Source organism: Haloarcula sp. CBA1131, from assembly GCF_008728975.1.
In the GTDB taxonomy this organism is placed as follows: domain Archaea; phylum Halobacteriota; class Halobacteria; order Halobacteriales; family Haloarculaceae; genus Haloarcula; species Haloarcula hispanica.
Map to the genome: position 1 here is coordinate 1,120,282 of NZ_RPCY01000001.1, position 24,041 is coordinate 1,144,322.

A 24,041-nucleotide genomic window follows, 5' to 3' on the forward strand; every position below is an offset into this window, starting at 1 on the left:
TAGCGGCCTCGGCACTCATAGGGCTCGTCACCACCGGGGAGTCACCCCGGTTCGGCCCCGTGAGTCGTCGTCATCGGCCGGCAGATGCTACCGCCGCTGGCGACAAGACGGTTACTCATCGTGGCCACATAGTGGAACAAACGCTAAACCAACGCGGGCCAACCAGTCGTATATGAACAGACGACGCTTTCTAGCACTTTCCGGGGTGGGTGTCGTCGGCGCAGTCGCTGGGTGCAGTAGCGAGGCGGACAGCGTCGAATCCGTCGACAGCCATCCGGCGGCCGCCGACCTCGACGCCCAGCCCCGCCGCGGCGAACTGGGCGGCCACGTCATCCTGGCGTTCGAAGACCCCTCCTGTCCTACGTGTCGCCGCTTCCACGAGAACACGCTGCCGGACATTCGGGAGAACATCGTGGACGCGGGCAAAGGCGCGTACGTCGTCCGGACCTACCCCGTGATCTATCCCTGGGGTGAGCCGGCGACGCAGGCGCTGGAATCGACGTTCGCCCGCGACAGCGAGGCGTACTGGTCGCTGTTCGATCACTACTTCGCCGAGCAGTCGTCGTTCGACCCGGACAACGTTCTGGCGCGGACGGCGACGTTTCTCACCGAGGAGACCGACATCGACGGCGAGGCGGTCGCAAGCGACGCACGGGATCGGGCACACGACGACGCTGTCCAGGCCGACATCCGGGCGGCCGAGGACGCCGGGTTGGGTGAGACGACGCCGATTATCCTGCTGTTCGAGGACGGTGAGTTCGTGACGAAGGTCAACGGGAGCGTCAGCTACGAACTCATCGCGGAGGCGCTGGGAGAGCACGACGGATGAGCACCGCAGAGGGGCTCCGCCTGCCGACGACGCGAGGGGACTGGCGGCTCATGGGCCGGACGGTCAGGCTCGTGCTCACGCTGCCAGTCTACGCGGCGGTCGCCGTGATCGCCGCAATCGTCTCGCTGACTCTGTTCGTCGTCTCGCTGAACGTCCCGCTGGTGCTTGACCTCGTAGTCGGTGGGTCGCTCCCGCTCGCCAGTCGGCTGCGCGTGCTCGGGGAGCTGTATCCCTTCATCGGCACGTCGTTCAACCCTGCACAGGGAATTCTGCTGGTCGTCGTCGCCGCCCTCACCGGCGTCGACGTCGGGCTGGTGACCTACCACTTCCGCGAACACGGCCTCGACCTCCAGCAGGGCGGCGCGGGCGTCGCGGGTGTCGTCCTCGGAACGCTCGGCGCGGGCTGTGCGGCCTGTGGGTCGGCGGTCCTGCTGGGCCTGCTGTCGCTGCTCGGCGTCTCGACCTCGTTGCTGTTTCTGCCACTGGATGGGCTGGAATTCGCGCTGCTGGCGCTCGCGGTGTTGACCCTCTCTATCTACTGGCTCGCCGAAGGGATGCGCGGCGGCGAGATCAACGGGTGTCCGGTGGATATCTGACTGTCTCGTTGGCAGGTCCTCGTTTCGCCCCGGTTACGGAGTCCAACCCGTTCCGGCGGGAGAAAACGTATAGTGTCGTCAGCCGAACACTCGTGTCGAGAAGGTATGCCCGAGACGGAGTCCCAGGTGACGGCCTCGATGGAGTCCCCCACCGAGTACGAGCACCTCCAGAAAAAGCGGAAAGAGACGGCCGGCACGGTCGAACTGGCCGAAATCGTCGACGTGTGGGTCGGCGAGAGCGAACTCGTCTGTCGGTTCCAGTTCGACTGGGCGACCGACCCGATACAGCGGCGGTACGACCTGAACAGCGACCGCGACATCGCCAAGGTCGAGCGCCTCTGTGAAGCCAACGGCCTGCAGTTCGAGCAGGCAAGTCATCTGGAGGGGTCGCTGGTCGAACTCGAATACACGGGGTCGCAGTGGCTGCCCCGGCCGGAAGCCGCCTACACTGATGGCGAGGGGTCGGCGGTCGAGACGTTCCGCGCGGAGGTACGGCTGCTGGTGCGTGAACTCGCCCAGTCGCCCGCGTTCCTCCGGCGGGGCATCGAGCGCGTCCGGGCGCTCTCGACGACGCAACTGATTATCGGTGTTATTCTCGTCAAGAAAGTTGCCATCATTGCCTTGCTGGCGCACCTCCTGCTGTAGAGTTCCAAACCGTTGGACGGCAGTGTTGGCTGGCGCGACTGGGATACGGGTACCCAATTCGTCTCAGTCACTCGTAGCGGAGCCGGGGCCGGCGGGCGTGTCCACGACGTCGGTCTCGGCGGTCTCGAACTGTGAGAGTTCGTCGTGGAGCGTGTCGGCGTCGTCGGCGAACCGCTCCACCGAGTCGACCATCCCGGCAACGGTCTGGCCCTGCTGATCGACCGTGGTGGCCATCTCACGGGCGTCAGTTGCGGTGTCACCGGCGATATCGTTGATGTCGTCGATTATCCGCACGACTTCCTGCGCGCTGGTCGCCTGCTGGTCGGTCGCCCGGTCGATCTCCTGAATGCCGCCGTTGACATCGACAGTGGCGTCGACCACGTCTTCAAGCGTCGTAATGGTCTCGGAGATAGTGTTGCTTCCGCGGTCGACAGCGTCTTCCATCGTCTCCATGGCGTCGACGGACGTCCCGACCTGGGACCGCAGCGAGCCGATGAGGTCCTCCACATCGGCGGTGGCGGCCTGTGTCTCGGTCGCAAGCTGTTTGATTTCGTCCGCGACGACGGCAAAGCCCGAGCCTGCCTGGCCGGCACGCGCAGCTTCGATGGAGGCGTTCAGCGCGAGCATGTTCGTCTCCTCGGCGATGCCGTCGATGACTTCGACGATCTCGGCCATGTCTTCGGCGATGTCGTCGAGTTGCTGGACCTCGCTCGCGGCGCTCGTCGAGTGGTGTCGGATCTCGTCGACGGCGCTCTGGGCTTCCGACGAGGACTGCTGTGCATCTCGGCCGAGGTCTGCGGCAGTGTTGCTCTGGTCGGCGATCTCGGCCACGGAGGAGGCCATTTCCTCGACGGTTGCCGAGAGGTCGCTGAGTTCGCTCGCCGCGTCGTCTAGCTGCTGGCGCTGGGTTTCTGCTCCGTCCGCGATGTCGGACGCGGTGTCGGCCACGGACTGCGTTTCGTCACGGACCTGCTGACCGTCAGTCAACACGGTTTCGCTCTCGGTTGCGATGTGTGTCGAGGTCGACTGGCCGCTGCCGATGGCAGTCTCGAGGGCAGCCAGCGTCCCGTTGATCGCGGTCCCGACGGCCGCCATGGCGTCACTGATGCTGTCGGTGTCGACGCGTGCGGTCAGGTCGCCGTCGGCCGCCTCGTCGAGCGTCGTCCGGTACTGGGTCGCTTTCAGTTCGAGGTGACTGCTCAGCGCCTCCATCTCACTGCGCTCGGACTCCGCGGTTTCACGGGCCGCTTCGGCTGCTTCGCGCGCTTCCTCGGCGCGTTCCTGGGCTTCGTTTGCCTCCTCGATGTTCCGGCCGAGCGAGGCCGCGGCCCGTTCGAGTTTCGTGTATGCGTCTCCGACCTCGTCGATCCGGTCGACACCGAAGTCGATGTCGTACTGGCCGTTGTCGACTGCCGTCGCCTTTCGGTTGATCTCGATTATCGCGCGGTACATCTCACAGTAGCCCAGAAACCCGGTCACGGCGACGACAAACCCGATGAACACCGCGGCGGCTGTCACGGAGGAAAACAGCACGATAGCCAGCGCCGGTGCGCCCACGATGGACATTGCTGCCAGCAGGAACACACGGACGCTGAACGTCCGACGGAGTGGCGTCGGCAGGTACGGCTCGATTGTCATCGGCACAGTACCGACCGCAAGCATGAGTCGGCCGAGCGGGCCCGTCGCATCATCTGCCGTCGTCATCGAAACCGCCTCGACATCGATTCCAAACAGACTACGGAACTGGACCTTTCGGGGTGCATGTGACACGTTCACTCCCGTCCCATGAAAAATCGCACCCCCGGAGTATCAGCGGTGAGTTTTGCAGTGTCAATTCGTTGTCGTAATTTCGACCACGTCGCGGTGGTCGAGTTCGGTGTCAGCACCGATCTGTCGCTCGGTGCGCACGTCGTGGGCGTGGAGGAATCCCTCGCCGATATCGGTGTGCAGGAAGTACGCGAAGTCCTCGGCTGTCGACCCGTCGGGGAGGACGAAACAGTCTTGCAGGAAGGTGCCGTCCTCCTGGGGCTTGCGAGCACCGGGGAACACCGCGATTGCGCCCAGTTCCTCGAACAGCGCGGTTTCCAGCGCCTGCTGGACGCCCGTGCCGCCGAACTCGGTCACGAACTCCCGGATCTGTTCCAGCCCCGCGGCCTTCTCCTCGGGCAGGTCCGCCGTCACGGTGAAATCTTCGTCGCCGGGCCGGTAGTCGAGTACGCCCTGCTCGTTGCCGTTTTTCAGCGCCTTCTCCGCGTGGGCCGAGACGGGGACGAACGTGAGGTGCTCGTACTCCGGGTCCTCGGTGATCGGTTCCCAGTTCGCCTGAGCCTCCGGGGTGTCCATCTTGTTCGCCGCGATGAGCATCGGCTTGGTCCGGATGCGGATCTCCCGAGCGAGTGCCTCTCTGTCCTCGTCGTCCCAGGTGTCGGGGTCGAGTTCCAGGCCCAGTGCGAGTACGACCTGTTTAATCTCGTCGGCGTTGATCTTGAACGCCGACATCTGCTCGGCGAGGTCGTCTTCGATGGCCTTGTCCTCGCCGTGATAGCCCGAGCGGTAGCGCTCGATACCCTTCTCTAAGATGTCGAGATACCACATATCCAGCTCGTCTTCGAGGAAGTCGATGTCCTCGCGCGGGTCGTGGTCCTCGGTGGGTTCACCCTCCAGATCAGTCTCACCGGTGAAGTCGACGACGTGGACGAGCACATCGGCCTCGTTGAGGTCCGTGAGGAACTGGTTTCCGAGCCCTTTCCCCTCGTGTGCGCCGGGGACGAGGCCGGCCACGTCGACGAGTTTCGTCGGGACGAACCGGACGCCCTCGGTACAGTAGCCGTGATTCGGGGTGCAGGTGTGATCGAATTCCGGGGCCGCGCAGTCGACGCGGACGTACGCCTCGCCCATCGACGGGTCGATTGTCGTGAACGGGTACGCGCCCTCGGGCACGTCGTTCATCGTCGCCGCATTGAAAAACGTGGACTTGCCGACAGAGGGCTTGCCGACGAGTCCGATCTTGTAGCTCATTGCACCGATGAAGCGGTTTCAGCGGCTTAAACGCTGTTACACGAGCTACGAGAGCGTGTGAGTCACACACGTACTGCGGGCTGCGAATGCGAGCCGGCGTTTACAATCGCCGCTCGTACACGTTGACGGGGTGTTCCTGTCCGCCGACCTCGGTCGTCCGCTCGCCGACCTTCTCGAAGTGTGCGCGGTAGAACGCGTTCCCGACCTCGTTCTCGGCCAGCACCTCGTCGCGGATTTTCCGCACGGAGAGCTCGTGCAAGTGCTGTTCCCCGCGATGCAGCAGCTTCGTCCCGATACCTTCCCCCCAGTAGTCCGGGTGGACGTACAGATCGAGGTCGCCGAAGCCGGTCGCGTCCGTCATCCCACAGCTCATGTACGCCACCACGTCGTCGTCGGCCGTCGAGACGAACAGGCCGACCTCTTCGAGTTCAATCATCTGCTCCAATAGCGGCGGCGCATACCCCTCTTTGAGGTGCTCTTCCACGGTTTCTGCTCCGAGGATGTCGTCGTACACGGTATGCCATGTGGTCCTGGCGATCCGCCGTATATCCGCGATGTCCACCGATTCGGCCGGCCGGATGGCTGTCTGGAACGACATATGTGAACATGCACCGCGGAACAATATAGAACTGTGGCCTGTTTGACAACGCGAGGAACTATTGCGTTCTGCGTCCCCTGAGATAATAGGGCAACTCTTATGTACACTTCTGTACGTTAGTGTTCAGTAATGGACTACAGTGAGGAGATTGCACCAGCGGTCCAGTCGATTCTCGACGCGGCGCGGGAGCGCGGTGGCGGCGGAGACCGGGTCTCGGCGACACCCCGGTCGCTGGCCGATGCCTTCGAAGCGGCCGAGAATGCTGGGCGGACGCCGGTCATCGCGGAGATCAAGCCTACGAGCCCGACCGCGGACGGTGAGCGGACCGACGACCCGGTCGACCTCGCTCGACAGATGGTTGCGGGCGGCGCAGCGGCGCTGTCCGTGCTGACCGAGCCGGACCACTTCGGCGGGTCGGCGGCGACGCTCGAACGGGTCCGCGACGCCGTCGACGTGCCCGTCCTGCGGAAAGACTTCGTCCTCCACGAGAGCCAGCTGGACGTCGTCGAAGCGGACGTCGTCCTGCTCATCGTCCGCTTTCTCGAAGCGGACGGGACCGACGACCTTGCTGATCTCCTCACGGCCGCGCGCGAGCGCGGTTTCCAGGTCCTCGTGGAGACCCACACCGCGGCAGAGGTCGAGAAAGCACTCGGCACGGGCGCGGACATCATCGGCGTCAACAACCGCGACCTCGCGGAGCTGGAGGTCGACCTCGGAACGTTCGAAGCCGTCGCGCCCGAAGTCCCGGACGGCGTCACACTCATTGCGGAAAGCGGCATACAGACGCCGGACGACGTTACACGGATGCGCGACGCCGGTGCGGACGCGCTGCTGATCGGCTCGGCGATCATGGACCACGACGCGGCGACGGACGTGGAAGCGAACACGCGGCGACTAACAGATGCGGACACTGATGCGGTTGAAACGACGACTACAGACACATGAGTACTGACGACGCACACGACCCCAAGTTCGGCGAGTACGGTGGACAGTACGTGCCCGAGGCGCTGATGCCAGCTATCGAGGAGCTGACCGACGCCTACCAGCGGTACGTGCTCGAAAACGAGGACGGCTTCATGGACGAGTTCCGGGAGCGGCTGGCCGACTTCGGCGGCCGACCGACGCCGCTACAGTACGCGGACCAGCTCTCGGCCCGGTACGACACGGACGTGTATCTCAAGCGCGAGGATCTGCTGCATGGCGGCGCGCACAAGCTCAACAACGCGCTGGGCCAGGTGCTGCTGGCGAAGTACATGGGCAAGGAGCGCATCATCGCCGAGACCGGGGCCGGCCAGCACGGCACGGCGACGGCGATGGCGGCGGCCCATCTGGACATGCCCTGTGAGATCTACATGGGCGAGACCGACATCGCGCGCCAGCGCCCCAACGTGTTCCGGATGCGGATCAACGGGTCCGAAGTGAATCCGGTGACCGTCGGCCGCGGCACGCTGAAGGAGGCCATTTCCGAGACGATGCGGGACTGGGCGACCACCGTCGAGAACACCCACTACGTCATCGGGAGCATCGTCGGGCCGCACCCGTTCCCGAAGATGGTTCGGGACTTCCAGGCGGTCATCTCCGAGGAGGCCCGCGAGCAGGCCATCGAGAAGACCGGCGGGCTGCCCGATTCGGTCCTCGCCTGTGCCGGCGGCGGGTCGAACACGATGGGCACGTTTGCCCATTTCGTCGACGATGACGGGGAGCCACGCTCCCCGGAACAGTCGAGCGACGACGAGCCGCGAGACCGTGTCGACCTCTACGCCGTCGAGGCCGGCGGCTCCTCGCTCCAGGTCGACGAGGAGGAGGGCGTCGCGCCCAACTCCGCCACCCTCTCGACTGGCGACGAGGGCGTTCTTCACGGTGCGCGCACGAAGCTCCTGCAGGACTCGGACGGCCAGATCATGGAATCCCACTCCGTGTCCGCGGGGCTTGACTACGCCGGTGTCGGCCCGGAACTGGCCCACCTCGTCGACGAGGACCGCGTCATCCCCGTTAACGTCGACGATGATATCGCGCTGGAAGCGTTCCACCGGCTCTCCCAGGATGAGGGTATCATCCCGGCCCTGGAGACGGCCCACGCCTTCGGCTATCTCGAAGAGCACCACGACGAGGTCGGTGACACCGTCATCGTCAACGTCTCCGGCCGCGGCGACAAGGACCTCGAAACGGTCATCGAGGAGACGAGCAAGCGCGACCTCGACATCGCGCCGGACATGTCCATCTTCGAGCGGGTCGGCGGAGGTGGCCTCTGATGGGCCTCGAACGCGCCTTTGCCGACGAGCCCGCCTTCGTCCCGTACCTCGCGGCCGGCGATCCGAGCTACGAGGCCTCACTGGAGTACGTCGAGGCGCTGGCCCGCGGCGGGGCAGACGTCATCGAACTCGGCCTGCCGTTCTCCGAGCCAATCGCGGAGGGCAAGACCATCCAGAACGCTATCGTCCGCTCGCTGGAAGCCGGGATGACGCCCGACCGCTTCTTCGAGTTCGTCGAGGATCTCGACGTCGACGTGCCGCTGGTGTGTATGACATACTACAATCTCATCTATCAGTATGGTGAGGGAGATAGCGAGTCGCGAAGCGACTCGGAAAACGCGAGCGGTGAAACCGCGAGCCAGGGTCCACGCCCCTTCGTCGAGAAAGCCGCCGCGGTCGGCATCGAGGGCCTCGTCGTTCCGGACCTGCCCGCCGAGGAGGCTGCCCCGCTCCGCCAGGCCTGCGACGAGTTCGGTCTCGACCTGGTGTTCATCGTCGCGCCGACGACGAAAGGCGACCGACTCGAACGGATGCTCGAACAGGTGTCGGGCTACGTGTACGTCCAGGCGCGCCTGGGCGTCACCGGCGCGCGCGAGGACGTGGACGACGCCACCGAGGAATCGCTGGCCCGGCTCTCGGACTGGGACGTGCCCAAGGCCGTCGGGTTCGGCATCAAGACGGGCGACCACGCCGAGCGAATCGTTTCTGCCGGCGCTGACGGTATCATCGTCGGCTCCGCGCTGGTCGATATTGTCGCCGAGGGCCACGAGAACGGCGACCCCGTCGACGAAGTGGCCGACCGGCTCGAAACGAAGGCTCGTGAACTCAAAGACGGTGCGCTCCGGGGCGCGGCAGAACGACCGCAACCGGAACGCACATAATCGTACTTGCCACACTGTCTCATATCATGACTGCAGGAAAACGCGCACGACTCGAACGCATCGGGACAGACGACACATACGTCATCATCCCGATGGACCACGGCATCACAATGGGGGCCGTAAAGGGCCTCAAAGACATCGAACCGACTATCGACGCGGTCACTAGCGGCGGCGCGGACGCCGTCCTCACCCAGCGGGGTATCGCCGGACGAGTCCACCCGAACAAGAACGACGCGGGCTACATCACGCATCTCAACGGCTCTACTACTATCGGCCCGGACGAACAGGACAAACGGGTGACCGGCACGGTCGAAGACGCCATCCGCGCCGGGGCCGACGCCGTCTCGTTCCACATCAACGTCGGCAGCCAGTACGAACCCGAACAGATCGAGGAACTCTCCGAACTGACGACTGAGGCCAGCCAGTACGGCCTGCCGGTGCTGGCGATGGCCTACGCCCGCGGCCCCGACATCGACTCCGAGAACGAGGACTACAACCAGTCCGTCGGCCACGCCGTCCGGCTGGCCGAGGAACTTGGCGCGGATATCGTCAAGACCGGCTACACCGGTTCCGCCGAGACCTTCCAGCACGTCGTCGAGTCCACGTCGCTGCCAGTGGTCATCGCCGGCGGCTCGAAAGGAACTGACGAAGACACCGTTCGTATGGTCCGGGGAACGATGGACGCCGGGGCGTCCGGCGTCTCGATGGGCCGCTCTATTTTCCAGCACGACGAACCGGAGAAGATTGCCCGTGCCGTCTCCGCCGTCGTCCACGACGACGCCACCACCGAGGAAGCGCTTCGCGAGGCCGGACTGGCCGTCGAGGCCTGAGGTCCGAGCAGGCCGTCTGCGAATCGGTTTTGCGACGCTGGACGTTCCGATAGCGACAGCTAGCCCGGTCACACTGTCACCACCCGTCGGGCCGACCGGCTCTGAACACAGCCGCGGCGGTCCCGTTTATTTGAGACCACTCCCTGCCGGCGGGCTCACAACCACCCGAAGCGTCGCTCAATCCCACAATCCGCCACGTTCAAGCCCCGCCGTCGCACACGTGGGCGTATGACTCGAAGCGTCTGGCTCAAGGCCGACAGCGAAGTCGGCGACTGGGAGACACGCAAGCGACGGATAACCGCCGGTATCGAGGCCGGCGTCGACTGGGTACTGGTCGACGAGGAAGATGTCGACCGCGCCTCGGAACTCGGAGAAATAAACATCGCCGCGTTCACTAATGGCGACGTCCACGTCATGGAGGCCGAGGCGGAGGACTCGGGGGCCGATGCGACCATCGTCGGCAAAGACGGTGAGGGCGACGGCACGGTCGACCTCCCGTCTGATTTCTCCGGCTCCGCGGACCTCTCGACGCTCCGGCAGAACGGGGCCGCCCCCGACGGCGGCTACGTCCGCATCTTCGACGAGGACTACGAGGCCTTCGCCGAGGCGGTCGCCGCCGAAGCCGACTTCACTATCGTCATCGGCGAGAACTGGCAGATCATTCCGCTCGAAAACCTCATCGCCCGGGTCGGCGAGGAGACGGACCTCATCGCCGGTGTCCGGACCGCTGAGGACGCACGAACGGCCTACGAGACGCTGGAAATCGGGGCTGACGGCGTCCTGCTGGACACCGACGACCTCGACGAAATCCGCAAGACGGTCGAGGTCCGTGACGAGATGGGGCGGGAATCGCTCGACCTGGAGTACGCCGAGGTCACCGCTATCGAGCAGACCGGCTCCGCTGACCGCGTCTGCATCGACACGGGCAGCCTGATGGAACACGACGAAGGGATGCTCGTCGGCTCGATGGCCCGTGGGCTCTTTTTCGTCCACGCCGAGACGGCTGAATCCCCCTACGTCGCCAGCAGGCCGTTCCGCGTCAACGCTGGCGCGGTCCACGCCTACGTCCGGACCCCCGACGGCGGCACGAAGTACCTCTCGGAACTCCAGTCCGGCGACGAGGTACAGATCGTCGACGCAGACGGGCACACTCGCGAGGCCATCGTCGGCCGCGCGAAGATAGAGAAGCGTCCGATGTTCCGCGTGCAGGCCGAAACCGAGGACGGCGACCGCATCGAGACGCTGCTCCAGAACGCCGAGACCATCAAAGTCCACACCCGGGACGGGCGAACTGCCGTCACGAACCTCGAACCCGGTGACGAAATCCTCATCTACCACGAGGACACGGCGACGCACTTCGGCGAGCGGATCGAAGAAAGTATCATCGAGAAGTAAGCCGGCTTCGGCCCGGAACGGACCGCAAGCCGGAGGTTACTGCTGGTCCGCCTCGACCGGTTCCAGTTGCGTTGTACACCAGTGACAGAAATCGATGTCCTCGTCGAGTTCCTTGCCGCAGTTCGGACACGTCATACCGGCTTCGACCTCCTGTGTCTGGTTCTCGTTGACCGCGACCCAGTAGGCGTCGACGACGTTGAGCGTCGTGATCACGACCGAACCGATTGTCACCTCGGTGGGTCTGGATTGATACGACGACGAGATAGCCTCTAGGCTCAACTGGGTGACGGGGTCGATAGCGCCAGTGACGACGAACACCACCGACAGCATGAACAATAACCCGAGCCACAGCAGTCCCCGTCCCCACTTGCGGAGGTAGAAGTGTCCCAACCCAGGGAAGATGAACGCAAGCACCACGGCCAGTAACGGCCGCTTGCGTCCTGTGTCAGTCATACTCCGCGAATCCGTCTCGCATACCCCTATATCTTCCGAAGGATCACCGTCCGGAGGAAAACCCCGTGACCGGCGGCCACCGGTTCAGGCGTCGCTCTGTAGCTGTCCGACCAGCGTCCGGAGCGTCGCGAGGTCGTACTGCCCCGGCGCGGTTGCGTCAGCGGGGTCGACCGGTGCGTAGCCGATGCGGGAGCCATACACAGGGGCGACGGCTCTGGAGTGACGACCGGCTGCACCCATACACATCGTGGCGACCTGCTCGCCTCTGGCAGTCATTTCGCGGGTCGCCCCGAGCATCGCCAGTACGTCGTCCGGCGACTGGGCTGTGCTGGCCATTTTCCCCACGTCACCGCGAGCACAGGCCCGTTCGAGTCGACTCACGATGTTGTCGCGGTCCGGCGTCGACTCGAAGTTGTGCGTCGAGACGACGACAGACGCGCCGCGGTCGCGGGCAGCGTCGGCGACGCGGCCGGCATCGTGGTCGCCAGCCCCCGCAAGCGCCGCGAGTTCGAGGTCGACGGCCGTCACGGCGTCGTGTTCGAGCGCGGTTTCGAGCGCGCCGAGGCGGCCCGCGGTGTCGGCGGCCTCGCCACCCTCCCACGTCGGCCGGTTCGTGACGAGTATCGGGAGGTCGCCGTCGTAGGCGTCCAATTGTGCCAGCGGCTCGTCGGCGAAATCCATCCGTAGCTCCAGCCCGTCGGCGTCAGCGCGGGCGGCCGGCTCCACCCCGAGGTCGTCTGTAGCGGCGAGCAGGGTGAACGACTCGAAGTCCATAGGTCGGCTTCGACGGAGCCACACAAAAAGCCGCGCTTACTCGACCGGCTCGTGGGCGGCCCGGAAGCCGTCATCGGTCGTCGTGACGGAGTCGACCGCGTAGAACTGAATCCGTTGCTCCTGTTTCGTATTGACCGCGAAGTCGTACTGTTCGGCCTCGTAGCCCGGCTCTTTCCCGTCGGCACGCCGTTGCTCTACCCACGAGCGGTGGTCGGTGAGACGCTCCTGAGCGATGGTCCGAGAGCGTTCCGGGGCGGCCGCGACCCGGTCTTCGAGCGCCGACAGCAGGTCCGGGTCGCGGTCCACTCCGACCGAGTTCCGGCCGGTGACCATCGCTGCCAGCGTCGTCGTCCCGGTCCCGAGGAACGGGTCGAGTACGGTGTCACCGTACACCGAGAACATCGAGATGAGCCGGTATGGCACGGTCAGCGGGAAGGCACCCGAGCGGTCCCGGAGCCCGTCGTCGATGCCCTGCGTCTCGCCGGGCAGTTCCCAGAGGTCGGAGAACCACTCGTTGCGTTCCTCCCAAAAATAGGCGCTCTCGTAGCGACGGTCCGCGCCGGGTTCGAGGCGGCGGCGCTCCCCGTTGCGGAACACGAGGATGTGCTCGTGTTCCAGGGTCGGATAGGCGTTCGGCGGCACCATCCCCGAGCCCATGAACTTCGCGCCGCTGTTGGTCGGTTTGCGCCACAGAATATCGGGAAGCGCGCGCAGGCCGTGGTCGGTCAGCCGGTTGGTTATTTCGGCGTGGTTGGGGTAGGAGCGGAAGCCGTCCTCCAGGGACCGCGTCGCGTCCCCGACGTTGATGCAGGCGATGCCGCCGGGAACCAGCACGCGTTTCAGCTCTGCCCAGACCGCATCGAGCACGTCGTGCATCAGTGTGAACGCTCGGTCACCGTCGCCGCGGTCCAGCGCCGCCCCGATGTCGGGGTCCAGGTCCGCGAAGATGTCGTCCCACATCTCGATCATCGGGTACGGAGGGGACGTGACCACCAATTCGACGCTGTCGTCGGGACACTCAAGCGTACGGGCGTCACCGGTTCGAACCCGGTGTGTCGTCTCCATACCGGTCCCAGCAGATGAGACGACTCTAGTCTTGCGGTTATCGGTCGGGGGAGTCGTTGATGTGTGTCGCTCTGTGGTGGCCGTGCCTTATTTTGAAATACCGTCCGAAAACAGCCAGAAAGCTCCCGACCCGCTTCGGTCCCCCGGCTCGTTGCGCTCCAGTAGGTGCTTACATCGCTGAGGTTCCCGGAGCGGGTCGGCCCCTTTCACTCCCACCCGTAGCTGATTGGCCATCTGACATCGGGTGGGACTGAAAGGGGCGGGCGGCTGAACGAAGGCGGACGAAGTAAGGACCGCAGTGAGCATGGCGAGCGAGGACCACAGCGAGTCCCCCGAGTTCAGCCGGCCGGGGCTTTCTGGCTGTTCAGACTGTCCGCTGCAGTAGCAAATACTCCGCTTGAAACATCAAACAAAAACTGATTCTCACAGCGATTCAACGCGAATTACGCGACGGGGAGGTCCTGCTCGGCTTCCAGCAGTTCGTGGTAGCGGTTGCGGATGGTGACCTCGGAGATGTCGGCGACCTCGGAGACGGCAGCCTGGGTCGTCTTCTCGTTGGTCAGCAGGGCGGCCGCGTACACTGCGGCAGCGGCGAGGCCGACCGGGGACTTGCCGGAGTGGACGCCCTGTTCCTTGGCGTTCTGGAGGAGCTGGCGGGCGCGGTGTTCGGCCTCGTCAGACAGTTCCAGCGAGGAGGCAAACCGCGGGACGTAGCTCTCGGGGTCCGCGGGGCGGACTTCGAGCGAGAGTTCGCGGACGACGTAGCGGTAGGTCCGGGCGATTTCGCTCTTCTCGACGCGGGAGACCTCCGTAATCTCGTCGAGCGAGCGTGGGACGCCAGCCTGTCGCGCGGCGGCGTAGACGGACGCCGTCGAAACGCCCTCGATGGAGCGGCCGGGGAGCAGGTCCTCGTCCAGCGCGCGGCGGTAGATGACGCTGGCCGTCTCGCGGACGTTTTCTGGCAGTCCGAGCGCGGAGGCCATACGGTCGATTTCACCGAGGGCCTGCTTGAGGTTGCGCTCCTTGGAGTCGCGAGTGCGGAACCGCTCGTTCCACTTGCGGAGACGCTGCATCTTCTGGCGTTGTTTGCCAGAGAGGGAGTTGCCGTAGGCGTCCTTGTCGCGCCAGTCGATGTTCGTCGAGAGGCCCTTGTCGTGCATCATGTTCGTCGTCGGTGCGCCGACGCGGGACTTCTCGTCTTTCTCGCTGGAGTCGAATGCGCGCCACTCGGGGCCGCGGTCGATTTCGTCGGACTCGACGACGAGGCCACAGTCCTCACAGACCGTTTCGCCGTGTTCGTCGTCGATGACGAGCGAGCCACTGCACTCCGGGCACGCAGTGCTCTCCGATTCCGTCGACTCAGTCGTCTGTTCCTCGTGTTGCTGTCGCGTCCGTGTGTGTTCACTCATTGGTTGCGAAGGCGGGTGCTCACCGGGTGGGAGACATCACAGAACCCGGAGGCAGTCGGTAACACTGTATTCGAACGAAAGTCATTAAAACATTCCGGTATTGTCATGGAGACCACCGATACACGTCACGAAACCCACGTTTGTGCATTAGTCGCATGACCATTCATATAATAGCTGCCGGGTATTTTTGACTGATTTCCCACAACCCGGTTATAATCGTATACAACTGGTAGCGTCACCGCCGCCACGTCCCTCTCTACTCGAACGTCTCAACGACAGTGGGCAGACACCCTTCGCCAGGCTCGTAGTATGAATTGTGGTCCGCAACGGTTTCTGTTACATCGTGCTCGGTGTAGTTCTCGGGGCGTCATCGGGACTCTGCACACCCGTTTCACCGACCGCTTCCGCCCACTCGGCAGCACTGAATGCAGTCCCCAGCACCGCGTCGTCGTCCTTGTGGAAGTTGTCGAAGGACGTGGTGGCGTACTCGATGGACTCGCCGTATGCCTCGTCGAGCTCAACGACGGATTCACCGATAGCGCCACCCAGTAACGTCACCGACTCGACTGCGTCTTCGCGTCCACGCTCGTGAAGCGACGCCATCGTTTCAACAGCCACCTTTGCGCCGAGCGAATGTCCGATTACCCGGACTGGAAGCCCACCGCTGTCGTTGTGGTCGGCAACCCACTGTGCGAGCTTCGGACCGTTCTGTTTGGCGATGGCGACACCCTCGCTCCAGCCGATGCCGTCGCCCTTATCGGCATCCCAGGTGAACCCCACGGTGAACTGGTCGTACTCGTTCTCTTCAAGCCCGATCTGGCAGGTGTAGGCGGCGTTTCTGGCATCCGTCTCTCCGAGACTCCAGCCGTGGACGAAGATGACGAGTTCCGTATCGTCGCTGGCCCGGGTCGACTCCCAATCCCCCACTGTTTCGTACTCTGTCTCTGTATACTCGGACTTCAGTTCAGCGTCGTCAGTGAACTGATCACGCGTCGAAACGAGTGGGAACTCCGCTGGAGCTGTGTACTCTCCGTCATCACCGCCGAACTTGCCGCCCCGTACAGCGCCACTCGTACCGAGTGCTGCTACCGATGCCACAGCACCGGTCGAGGCCTTGAGGAAACTGCGTCGCGTTTGCCTGCCCAGTTCGCTCGATTGTATGCTACGTTGAAACATAGCAGAACTGCGTAGTTTTCCGTATTATATAATATTAACTATTATAATTAACGTTGTTGGTAAAAGGGCCCTTATTTATAATATTAGTAAAGAAATACGCCGCTCTGGAGACTGGTAGCTACAGTAGCCACTGAAAATCAATGCACACCGGATCGCAGGACGGCAGTGTGATCAGTGTGGAAATCGTTTCAATTGTTACTCTAGAAGAGCAATCTCAGTAGAGTGCTGTTGTACTGTCCCGAGTATTACCAGCGCAATCCCAGTAGCGACGGAGTGCTATTTCGGGGCGCGTCAGAATGCGCTCAGTCGTTTGTTTCCGGTTCGATAGCGTCGGCGGACTGGGACTCCTCGACGGCCGTCGTCAGTGAGACGTTGAGCCAGGCCATCGATGCGACGCCGCCGATGATGGTGACGACGTTCTTGACCGCATGGTCGACGATAGCGACGCCGATAGCCGCGGCGACGCCGACCGGCGTCAGGGACGCGACGATGACGGTGAACGCACCCTCGTAGAGGCCGACACCGCCGGGCGTCAGCGGCAGGACCTTTGCGAGGTTCCCGACGCTGACCGCGAAGAAGCCAACGGCCACCAGCGACGGCGTCAGGCTGTATCCGAAGGCCGCGAAGACGATCAGGGCCGTTATCACGTCGAACGTCCAAATGAGGAGGCTTCCGATGCCGACACGGGTGAAGGCCGACCCGTCGGCAGCCACCGTCTGTACGTCGCCGACGAACCCTTCGATGACGCCGGCGACGTAGTCGGCGTAGGAGTCGCTGCTCAGCCGCCCGATGACCGCCCGGACGAAGTTCCGGTCGCTCCGGGCACTGGCGACGATAGCCACCACCGCCCCGATCGCCGCGAGGCCGACGCCGCTGGCCACGGCCACGGCAGTTCGCCCGCTGCTGGCCGCGTCGCCGCCGACGGTATCACCAGTCAGCGCGGTCAGCAACTGCTCGGCCGACCCCGTTACAGCCAGCCCGATCATGACGACGCCGGCAAGCAGCGTGATCGTCAGCAGGTCGAACACGCGCTCGACGGCCAGCGACGCGAACCCGGAGGGGTACGGAATCGAACGCCGGGCCTTGATGACGTACGCCCGAACCGCATCACCGGCCCGCGCCGGAAACACGAGATTCCCGGTCTGGCTGATAAATATTGCACCCGTCAGGAAGCCCCACCGCTCCCGATACCCCATCGAGACGAGGATGTCCCGGTAGCGAATACCCCGGAGCGGCCACGAGACGGCATAGACGACGGCGCTCAGCGCGACGATTTCCGGCGCTGCGCCCGCCATCTCCGCGAGCACGCGGTCGGGGTCGAGATACTGCGTCATCAACAGGAGTGCGACGACGACCAGCATCGTCCCCGCGCCGAGCGACACCTCGCGTGTAATCCGGGGGCTAACCGACAGTTCCCAGAAGGTCCGGAGTATCTGACTGCCCATGCCAAACACGTCCCGGACGATGTCGACCTTCGAATCGCCCTTCGGCGTCCAGTCGACGGGGAACTCCTTCACCCGATAGCCGTTGCGCTGGGCCTTCACGAGCAGTTCCGTGTCCCAGAACCAGTGCTCGTCCTGAACGATGGGTAACAGCGTTTCCAGTGCCTGCCGGTCGAACGACTTGAACCCGCACTGATGGTCCTTAAGATCCGAGCGGAGGACCGTCCGAACGAGCGTGTTATAGCCGAAGCTCGGAATGCCACGCTTTGCGGGCCGGTCGGCTCGGTTTTCGGGCATCCACCGTGACCCCGTCGCCACGTCGTAGCCGTCGATTCGGACGGCGTTGACCAGTTCTTCGAGATGCGACATATCCGTCGCCAGATCGGTATCGAAATACACCAGTGTGTCGCCGTCGGCCTGGTCGAAGGCGTACTCTAACGCGCCGCCGCGTCCGAGGCGGTCGTCGCTGTGGACGTGTCGGATCCGACTGTCCTCGTTCGCGAGTCGCGTCGCGATTTCGGGTGTGCGGTCCGAGCAGCCGTCCTCCGCGACGATGACTTCGTACGCGTCTTCGGGGAGAAACGAGGCGAGCGTCTCCAGCGTTATCGAGACCGTCTGCTCGATGGTGTCTGCCTCGTTGTAGGCAGGGAGAACGACGCTCACCTCGACCGCAGTCATACGCTCTTGGTCATCCCCGGAGTGAAAAGTACTTTCCGTTCGGTATGCTTTCGGGACCAAACCGGCTGTTAGTCAGCGCCTTCCTGCGACTGGGTGGTTGCGAACCGCTCGATTGACGCGACGTCGATATCTCCGACCGACTCGTAGGGTCTGTTTACCACCACGTCGCCGGCGGTGCTCCGGCCGATACCGGGAATCGCGGTGAGTTCGTTCATCGACGCGCTGTTGAGATCAAGTGGGTAGGGAACGCCGGTGACCGACCGATAGCCGTGGTCGGTGACTGCGATGTCGACGACGCTGCCGAGTTCGCGCTCGCCAGGGATGCCCACGAGGAGCGGGTAGGTCCCAAGTTGTCGGCCGAACGTCTTGCCGTCCTGATGATACTCCAGATGCACGTCGGGGAGTACCGTCCCCGGTGGTGCGACCCGCTGGAGCATCGGGTTATCGATGGTCTCACGGACCTCCTGTTTGTACTGCTTGAACAGTTGTTTGTGGTCCTTAGCGATTTCTGCGCCGGTGTCGGCCATGTCGGTCCCCTCGAAGGCCATCACCTGCCGGATGTTCACCCGCCGGAGCATGAGCCCCTCGTCGTACACCCGCTGGAGGAACCGCTTGTTGTGCTCGAAGGTCTCCCGCGTCTCGCCTTTCAGCCCGTGGACGAGATTGATACCGGGCAGGAGTTTGGGGAGCCGCCGAGCGGCGTCGTCGCCAAAGTTGGGGGCAGTGTCTTTATCTCCTCCGGGTCGCCAGCCAGCCACCTCGTTGACGATTTTCACCGCCTCGAAACACTGGTCGGCGGTGACGTTGAGGTTGTTGTCGCTCATCACGTTCGGGTCGGCCGACTCCAGGCCGAACGCGGCGGTGTCGCCGGGCGTGTTGTGCTCGGCGATGATGCGAATCCCCTCGCGAGCCTTCTCGGGCCACTTCACAACCGTGATGGGATTCATATTGTCGAGATGCAGCGTCTCAAGGTCCGGCGCAACGTCGCGGATACCGCCGTAGAGCCGCCGCAGGGCGTCGGGATTCGGTGCCTCACCGTCACCGCCGTAGGCCAGGATATCGGCCTGCCGGCCCAGTCGGAAGTGCTTCACGCCGCGGTCCGAGAGGGCATCGACTTCATCGACAACACTCTCGGGCGGCCGGAAGTCCGGGTTGCCGTACATCGGCTCCGTACAGAAGGAACACCGGTACGGACAGCCCCGGGAAGTCTCCATCTCGCAGATGAGGTAGTCAGGGTGATTCGGATGCTGTTCGACAACGAACGCGCCGGCGCGGGCCCACCGTGTCTCCTCTTCGATGTCACGGTACCGGTCGTTGAACCCCTCCAGGCCGGAGTCCACGAGGTCGAACACTGCGGCCTCGACGTCCGCCATCGCCAGGAAGTCGAAATCGAGGTCGTCGCGGGCCGTCTCGCTCGCGCCCTCGTTGGCCTCGCCGACGCCGAATCGGACCGGACCGCCCATGATGGAAGTCCCGTCGGCCGTCCACGCGAGTTCCCGTACCTCGTCGGGTTCGGCCGGCGTCCCACCGACGTACTTGCCGGGGACGGTCATCCCGCCGACGTACACCATGAGGTCGGCGGCCTCAACGTCTCGCCAGACTGCGTTGTCCTCCCGGAGTTCGTCGATAGTGTGATACGTTATCTGCTTGCGGGGGACGCCGGCATCGACGAGCGCGCCGGCGGCGTACCGCGGGTACGTCGAGATGTACGGCGGCACCCCGAAGTGTGCGGGCTCGTCGACGTAGCCGTCGACGATGGTCACGTCGAGCGTCTCGGGGTCAGTCATACCCCTCGCTTGACGTTCGATGCCTAAAACCGTGTCTGGTCGGCCGTGGAAACAGGAACGGTCATGTGCGAGCTAAAGAGGGCGTAGTCAGCACCACGGCCACCCATGGTACAAAATCACTTTCTCCCAGCCCGTGCCATGGATGTGTATGGAACGGGTCGAATTTACGGTCCGTGGCGAAGGGGCCAGCACGCTGCCCAGAGCGTTCCACGATATCGCCGAAGATTCCCGCGAGCTGTATGACGGCAACGGGTTCGTTGTGGCGGTTACGGAGAACCACTACCGCATGGAACTCACTGAGGTACAGGCGACGACCGTGCTGGAGCTAATAGATGAGACAACTTGCGAGGTGACGATCATCGCTGGCGGCGGTGGATACGGATTGACAGCCGATGCGGGTGGTCGTGAATCCGAGGAGGTTCGAAAGGTCAGGCGTCGACTCGAAACGTTCTGTGAGGACCGCAATCTCACTGTCGAACGGATGTAGGCCAGCGGCGCTTCCGGAGGGGATGATGCAGTGACAGAATCACCCGGGGGCAGACGAACTCAGTCGTCGGCGACAGCAGACGACGGGGCTGAATCAGCTTGTTGGGACCCGTCATACCGTCCGCCGAACAGCGTTGTCGCAAACAGGATCAGCGGCGAGAGGAACGCGAAGAAGTAGTACGGGGCGTAGGCAAGCGTTCCGACCCCGAAGACTGCGGACATATAGACGGCACCGGCGTGCCACGGGAAGAGCGCGCCGGTCGGGGTTCCGGCGGATTCGATAGCCTGTGAGAGGTCGTCGCTGGCCAGGCCGTACTCGTCGTAGAGGTTCCGGAGCGTGAGTCCGGGAACGACGATGCTCATGTACTGCTGGGCGGAAAAGGCGTTGACGAAAATCGCCGAAACGCCGGTCCCGACGACAAGGCTGCGCGGGCCGCGGACAGCAGTCGCAAGGTGGTGTGCGAGCACGGCGAGGACGCCGGTCCGTTCGAGGAGTCCGCCGAGACTGAGGGCCGCAACGACGACAGCAATCGTCCAGGCCGACCCCGAGATGCCACCGCTTGCCAGCAGGTCGTTCACGAGGTCCATCCCTGTCTCAGGGGCCGTCCCGTCGAGAAAGACGGTCCAGGCGGCAGTGAACGACCGGCCCTGAACGAAGATGGTCGTGAAGGTCCCGGCAAAGACCCCGGCGACCAGCGTCGGGAGCGCGGGGATCCCGTACAGCGCCAGCCCGAAGGTGACAACGAGCGGGAGGAGTACCAGCACCGAGAGGTCGTAGCTGCCCGCGAGTGCGCCCTGTATTTCGGCGACACGCCCGGTTGGGATTTCACCGACAGTACGCAGCCCCAGCGCAGCGTAGAGCAGGACTGAGAGACCAAACGCCAGCACGGTCCCGTTGCGCATCGCCCGGATGTGGTCGTAGAGGTCGGTGTTCGTCACGGCGGCCGCGAGGTTCGTCGTATCCGAGAGGGGGGACTGTTTGTCGCCCGCGTAGGCACCCGAGAGGATGGCACCGGCAGTCATCGGTGTTGGCACGCCGAGACCGGAGCCGATGCCGATGAAGGCCACGCCGAGGGTGCCAGCCGTCGTCCAGGACGATCCGATGGAGAACGCGACGACCATCGCAAGCAGCGCTGTCGCCGGCAGGAACACGTCCGGTGTCAGTATCGAGAGCCCGTAGTACATCAGCCCGGGAATAGTCCCCGCGCTGACCCACGTCGCGATGAGCCCGTAGATAACGAACAGAATGAGAATAGCCTGCAGTCCCATCAGCAGACTGTCCGCGAGCCCCTCGTAGAGGTCGTCCCACGAGTAGCCGAGCCAGTATTTCCCGACTGCGCCAGTCAGCACGATGCTCCAGAGCAACGGCCCGTGTGGGGCCAGCTTCAGATACCCGGACCCGATGCCGAGGAACAGAACGACACCGAGTACGGGGACCAACGCTTGGAGTACCCCGGGACGGCGCTCCGACGGGATGTCCTCGTACGTCAGCGGTTCGAGAGTGAGTGATGTCACGCTTACGCCGACCTAATAACTCATATGTATTAAAAAGAGCGATAATATCTCTGTAGTGCATATGAGAAAGTATCTCTTTCGAAGGCACTGTTATCAAGTACCACTATCACAGACGCAAAGCGGGACTAATGTGCACTTAGTATGCGTCCCTCCAGCGGCTCACGCTGGTTGGTGTGGACCGGGCTTAACGGGCTACTCAATGGGTTCTCGACGGTACTAGGGCATCTCGGCGCTGCTGACCCAGTACCGGCGGCGGCCGAACAGACGCAGTCTCAGTTGTCGGCGCTGACCGTTCGGTCGTCGGCCTGGGCGTGCCAGAGATCGGCGTAATCGCCGTCGACCGCGAGCAGGTCAGCGTGGCTACCCCGTTCGACGATTTCCCCGTCGTCCATCACGACAATACGGTCCGCGTCCTGAATTGTCGAGAGGCGGTGGGCGATGACGAAGGCGGTGCGGTCCGCGACCAACTGTTCGATGCTCTCCTGAATCCGGTCTTCCGTCTCCGTGTCCACGTCGCTGGTCGCCTCGTCGAAGATGATGATCTCGGGGTCGTTCAGCAGAGCGCGAGCGATGGCGACCCGCTGCCGCTGGCCGCCCGAGAGTTTGATGCCCCGCTCGCCGATCTGCGTGTCGTACCCATCCGGCAAGTCTTGAATGAACTCGTGGGCCTGTGCGGCTTTCGCCGCATCGCGGACACGGTCGCGTGCGGTCTCCCAGCCGACCTCTTCGGTCTCCTCGTCCAACTGTTCGGCGTCGAGTACCTCGTGGTCGCCGTAGGCGATGTTCTCGGCGACGGTCCCCGAGAACAGGTACGGCTGTTGTTCGACGATGGCGATTTCGCCCCTGAGGCTCTGGAGGCCGTACTCGCGCACGTCGACGCCATCCACCCGGACCGCACCAGCATCCACGTCGTGGAACCGCGGCACCAGTTTCAGCAAGGTCGATTTGCCGGCTCCGGTCGCCCCAGCAAGGCCGATTGTCGCGCCATCGGGCACGTCAAGCGACACGTCGCGGACGACCGGCGGTTCGTCACCGTAGCCGAACGTCACGTCGTCGAACTCGACCGACCCGTCGATGTTGTCGGGTTCGTACGGGTCTGCGGGGTCGGTGACTTCGGGGTCCTGACCCAGCAGCCCGAACACGCGCTCGGCGCTGGACTTGGCGAGCTGGTACTTGTTTGCGGAGCGCCCGATTCGGCGCATCGGCGAGTACAGCCGGCGGATATACAGGAAAAACAGGGCAAACGCCCCGGTCGACAGCGCCGCTTCGCTCTCGGGAGCCGTGATGAAGTCCATCCCGGCGACGTACAGAATCAGGACGAACGCGATACCAGTAAGCAGTCGCAGGCCGGCGAAAAAGGCCCGGCGGATACGCAGGGCGGCTACCTTCTGGTCGTGATACTCCTGGCTCTGGTCGGTCACCCGCTTGCGCTCGAAGTCGTAGCGGTCGAACGCTTTGATGACTGGCGCGCCGCTGAGGTTGTTCTCTAACCGGGTGTTGAGCCGGGACACTGTCTGGCGGATGGAGCGGTATTTCGGCTCGATCCAGGTGAGGAAGAAGCCGCTGGCGATGCCGATGAGTGGCACCGGGCCGAGCGCGATGAGCGCCAGTTTCGGAGAGTACCGATAGAGGATGACCGCGATACCGCCGACGGTCGCCACCACCCGAATCATCTGGCGGAACTCCGTGTTGAGGAACGATTCCAGCCGGTTGATGTCGCTGTTGAGTATCGACATCATCCCGCCGGTCTGGTGGTTCGCAAAGAAGGACAGCGAGAGGTGTTGCAGGTGGTCGTAGGTGTCGTTCCGGAGGTCCCGCTGTATCTTCTGGGCGCTCGACTGGAGGAGATATCTGGAGGCAAAGCGCGTCGCCGACCGAAGGAGATAGGCGATGGCTGCGATGGCGACCAGCCGCTGGAGGAACGCGATACGGGCGGCTTCGCCCGTGATTTGGCCGGGCGGCAACAGGCCGGCATCCGTCAGCAGCCCCGGCTCGCCGCTGCTGAGGACGACACGGTCGATGGCCGCGGCGACGATTATCGGCGGCACGAGGCGGGCGAACCGGGTACAGAACGCCGCCAGAATGCCGACGAGCAGACGGAGCCAGTAGGGGGTGGCGTAGCCGACGAGGTTGACCATCGGGTGGCCGTCGACGTTCTCGCGGACGCCCTCGAAGCCGCCCTGGTCGTCAGGCATAGACGCTAGTTGGTCCG

General features: G+C 64.0%; 21 protein-coding genes. 9 read left to right on the top strand and 12 right to left on the bottom strand.

The features are described 5' to 3' along the window. Positions 1 to 172: 172 nt before the first annotated feature. The 3 genes from Har1131_RS05790 (at position 173) to Har1131_RS05800 (ending at position 2,070) form a co-directional block, all read left to right on the top strand. Positions 173 to 829 carry a thioredoxin domain-containing protein gene (locus tag Har1131_RS05790; RefSeq protein ID WP_151145457.1) on the top strand — a complete coding sequence of 219 codons (657 nt, stop codon included), beginning with the start codon at positions 173 to 175 and terminating at the stop codon, positions 827 to 829. Continuing rightward, positions 826 to 1,425, top strand: coding sequence for a hypothetical protein (locus Har1131_RS05795; RefSeq protein WP_151145460.1), 600 nt, complete (start codon positions 826 to 828; stop codon positions 1,423 to 1,425). The genes Har1131_RS05790 and Har1131_RS05795 overlap by 4 nt, the downstream gene beginning before the upstream one ends. A 105-nt stretch (positions 1,426 to 1,530) precedes the next feature. Further along, positions 1,531 to 2,070 carry a hypothetical protein gene (locus Har1131_RS05800; protein ID WP_050036954.1) on the top strand — a complete coding sequence of 180 codons (540 nt, stop codon included), beginning with the start codon at positions 1,531 to 1,533 and terminating at the stop codon, positions 2,068 to 2,070. A gap of 63 nt (positions 2,071 to 2,133) precedes the next feature. Here Har1131_RS05800 and Har1131_RS05805 read toward each other — a convergent pair whose 3' ends face one another. The 3 genes from Har1131_RS05805 to Har1131_RS05815 form a co-directional block, all read right to left on the bottom strand. Next, positions 2,134 to 3,774 (bottom strand): methyl-accepting chemotaxis protein, encoded by a 1,641-nt coding sequence (locus Har1131_RS05805; protein WP_151145463.1) that lies wholly within the window; start codon positions 3,772 to 3,774, stop codon positions 2,134 to 2,136. 126 nt (positions 3,775 to 3,900) lie between these two features. Then, entirely contained in the window at positions 3,901 to 5,088 is a 1,188-nt protein-coding gene (locus tag Har1131_RS05810) for a redox-regulated ATPase YchF (protein WP_014041092.1), read from the bottom strand. A 100-nt stretch (positions 5,089 to 5,188) separates the two neighbouring features. Continuing rightward, complete coding sequence (locus tag Har1131_RS05815) at positions 5,189 to 5,686, bottom strand: GNAT family N-acetyltransferase (RefSeq protein ID WP_044951990.1); 498 nt, start codon at positions 5,684 to 5,686, stop codon at positions 5,189 to 5,191. 129 nt (positions 5,687 to 5,815) lie between these two features. On the opposite strand from Har1131_RS05815, the gene trpC reads away from it, so the two are divergent. The 5 genes from trpC to Har1131_RS05840 all read left to right on the top strand — a co-directional run bounded on the left by trpC (position 5,816) and on the right by Har1131_RS05840 (position 11,044). Continuing rightward, complete coding sequence (trpC, locus tag Har1131_RS05820) at positions 5,816 to 6,631, top strand: indole-3-glycerol phosphate synthase (RefSeq protein WP_151145467.1); 816 nt, start codon at positions 5,816 to 5,818, stop codon at positions 6,629 to 6,631. Then, the gene (trpB, locus tag Har1131_RS05825) at positions 6,628 to 7,938 is read left to right on the top strand and encodes a tryptophan synthase subunit beta (RefSeq protein ID WP_050036952.1); all 1,311 of its coding nucleotides are present in this window, start codon (positions 6,628 to 6,630) and stop codon (positions 7,936 to 7,938) included. The genes trpC and trpB overlap by 4 nt, the downstream gene beginning before the upstream one ends. Further along, positions 7,938 to 8,819, top strand: coding sequence for a tryptophan synthase subunit alpha (gene trpA, locus Har1131_RS05830; RefSeq protein WP_050036951.1), 882 nt, complete (start codon positions 7,938 to 7,940; stop codon positions 8,817 to 8,819). Before trpB ends, trpA begins: the two co-directional genes overlap by 1 nt. Before the next feature lie 26 nt (positions 8,820 to 8,845). Continuing rightward, on the top strand, positions 8,846 to 9,649 hold the full coding sequence (locus Har1131_RS05835; protein WP_151145470.1) for a 2-amino-3,7-dideoxy-D-threo-hept-6-ulosonate synthase: 804 nt from the start codon (positions 8,846 to 8,848) through the stop codon (positions 9,647 to 9,649). 228 nt (positions 9,650 to 9,877) lie between these two features. Next, positions 9,878 to 11,044 (top strand): 3-dehydroquinate synthase II, encoded by a 1,167-nt coding sequence (locus Har1131_RS05840; protein WP_014041086.1) that lies wholly within the window; start codon positions 9,878 to 9,880, stop codon positions 11,042 to 11,044. Positions 11,045 to 11,080: 36 nt separating this feature from the next. On the opposite strand, the gene Har1131_RS05845 is transcribed toward Har1131_RS05840, so the two are convergent. The 7 genes from Har1131_RS05845 to Har1131_RS05875 all read right to left on the bottom strand — a co-directional run bounded on the left by Har1131_RS05845 (position 11,081) and on the right by Har1131_RS05875 (position 19,828). Further along, entirely contained in the window at positions 11,081 to 11,497 is a 417-nt protein-coding gene (locus tag Har1131_RS05845) for a zinc ribbon domain-containing protein (protein WP_014041085.1), read from the bottom strand. Between the two features lie 84 nt (positions 11,498 to 11,581). Further along, positions 11,582 to 12,271 carry a type I 3-dehydroquinate dehydratase gene (locus tag Har1131_RS05850; protein ID WP_151145473.1) on the bottom strand — a complete coding sequence of 230 codons (690 nt, stop codon included), beginning with the start codon at positions 12,269 to 12,271 and terminating at the stop codon, positions 11,582 to 11,584. Between the two features lie 36 nt (positions 12,272 to 12,307). Beyond that, positions 12,308 to 13,336, bottom strand: coding sequence for a site-specific DNA-methyltransferase (locus tag Har1131_RS05855; RefSeq protein ID WP_146417001.1), 1,029 nt, complete (start codon positions 13,334 to 13,336; stop codon positions 12,308 to 12,310). Between the two features lie 443 nt (positions 13,337 to 13,779). After that, positions 13,780 to 14,745 (bottom strand): transcription initiation factor IIB family protein, encoded by a 966-nt coding sequence (locus Har1131_RS05860; protein ID WP_004517203.1) that lies wholly within the window; start codon positions 14,743 to 14,745, stop codon positions 13,780 to 13,782. Positions 14,746 to 15,081: 336 nt separating this feature from the next. Then, positions 15,082 to 15,843, bottom strand: coding sequence for a DUF726 domain-containing protein (locus Har1131_RS05865; protein ID WP_225308081.1), 762 nt, complete (start codon positions 15,841 to 15,843; stop codon positions 15,082 to 15,084). A gap of 380 nt (positions 15,844 to 16,223) precedes the next feature. Continuing rightward, on the bottom strand, positions 16,224 to 18,041 hold the full coding sequence (locus Har1131_RS05870; RefSeq protein ID WP_014041081.1) for a flippase-like domain-containing protein: 1,818 nt from the start codon (positions 18,039 to 18,041) through the stop codon (positions 16,224 to 16,226). Positions 18,042 to 18,109: 68 nt separating this feature from the next. After that, positions 18,110 to 19,828 carry a radical SAM protein gene (locus Har1131_RS05875; RefSeq protein WP_014041080.1) on the bottom strand — a complete coding sequence of 573 codons (1,719 nt, stop codon included), beginning with the start codon at positions 19,826 to 19,828 and terminating at the stop codon, positions 18,110 to 18,112. A gap of 148 nt (positions 19,829 to 19,976) precedes the next feature. On the opposite strand from Har1131_RS05875, the gene Har1131_RS05880 reads away from it, so the two are divergent. Next, on the top strand, positions 19,977 to 20,315 hold the full coding sequence (locus Har1131_RS05880) for a hypothetical protein (protein ID WP_004957999.1): 339 nt from the start codon (positions 19,977 to 19,979) through the stop codon (positions 20,313 to 20,315). Positions 20,316 to 20,374: 59 nt separating this feature from the next. Here Har1131_RS05880 and Har1131_RS05885 read toward each other — a convergent pair whose 3' ends face one another. Together Har1131_RS05885 and Har1131_RS05890 are read right to left on the bottom strand one after the other, a co-directional pair. Beyond that, the gene (locus Har1131_RS05885) at positions 20,375 to 21,829 is read right to left on the bottom strand and encodes a Na+/H+ antiporter NhaC family protein (RefSeq protein ID WP_050036948.1); all 1,455 of its coding nucleotides are present in this window, start codon (positions 21,827 to 21,829) and stop codon (positions 20,375 to 20,377) included. Between the two features lie 272 nt (positions 21,830 to 22,101). Beyond that, on the bottom strand, positions 22,102 to 24,024 hold the full coding sequence (locus tag Har1131_RS05890) for an ABC transporter ATP-binding protein (RefSeq protein WP_151145476.1): 1,923 nt from the start codon (positions 24,022 to 24,024) through the stop codon (positions 22,102 to 22,104). Positions 24,025 to 24,041: the final 17 nt, after the last annotated feature.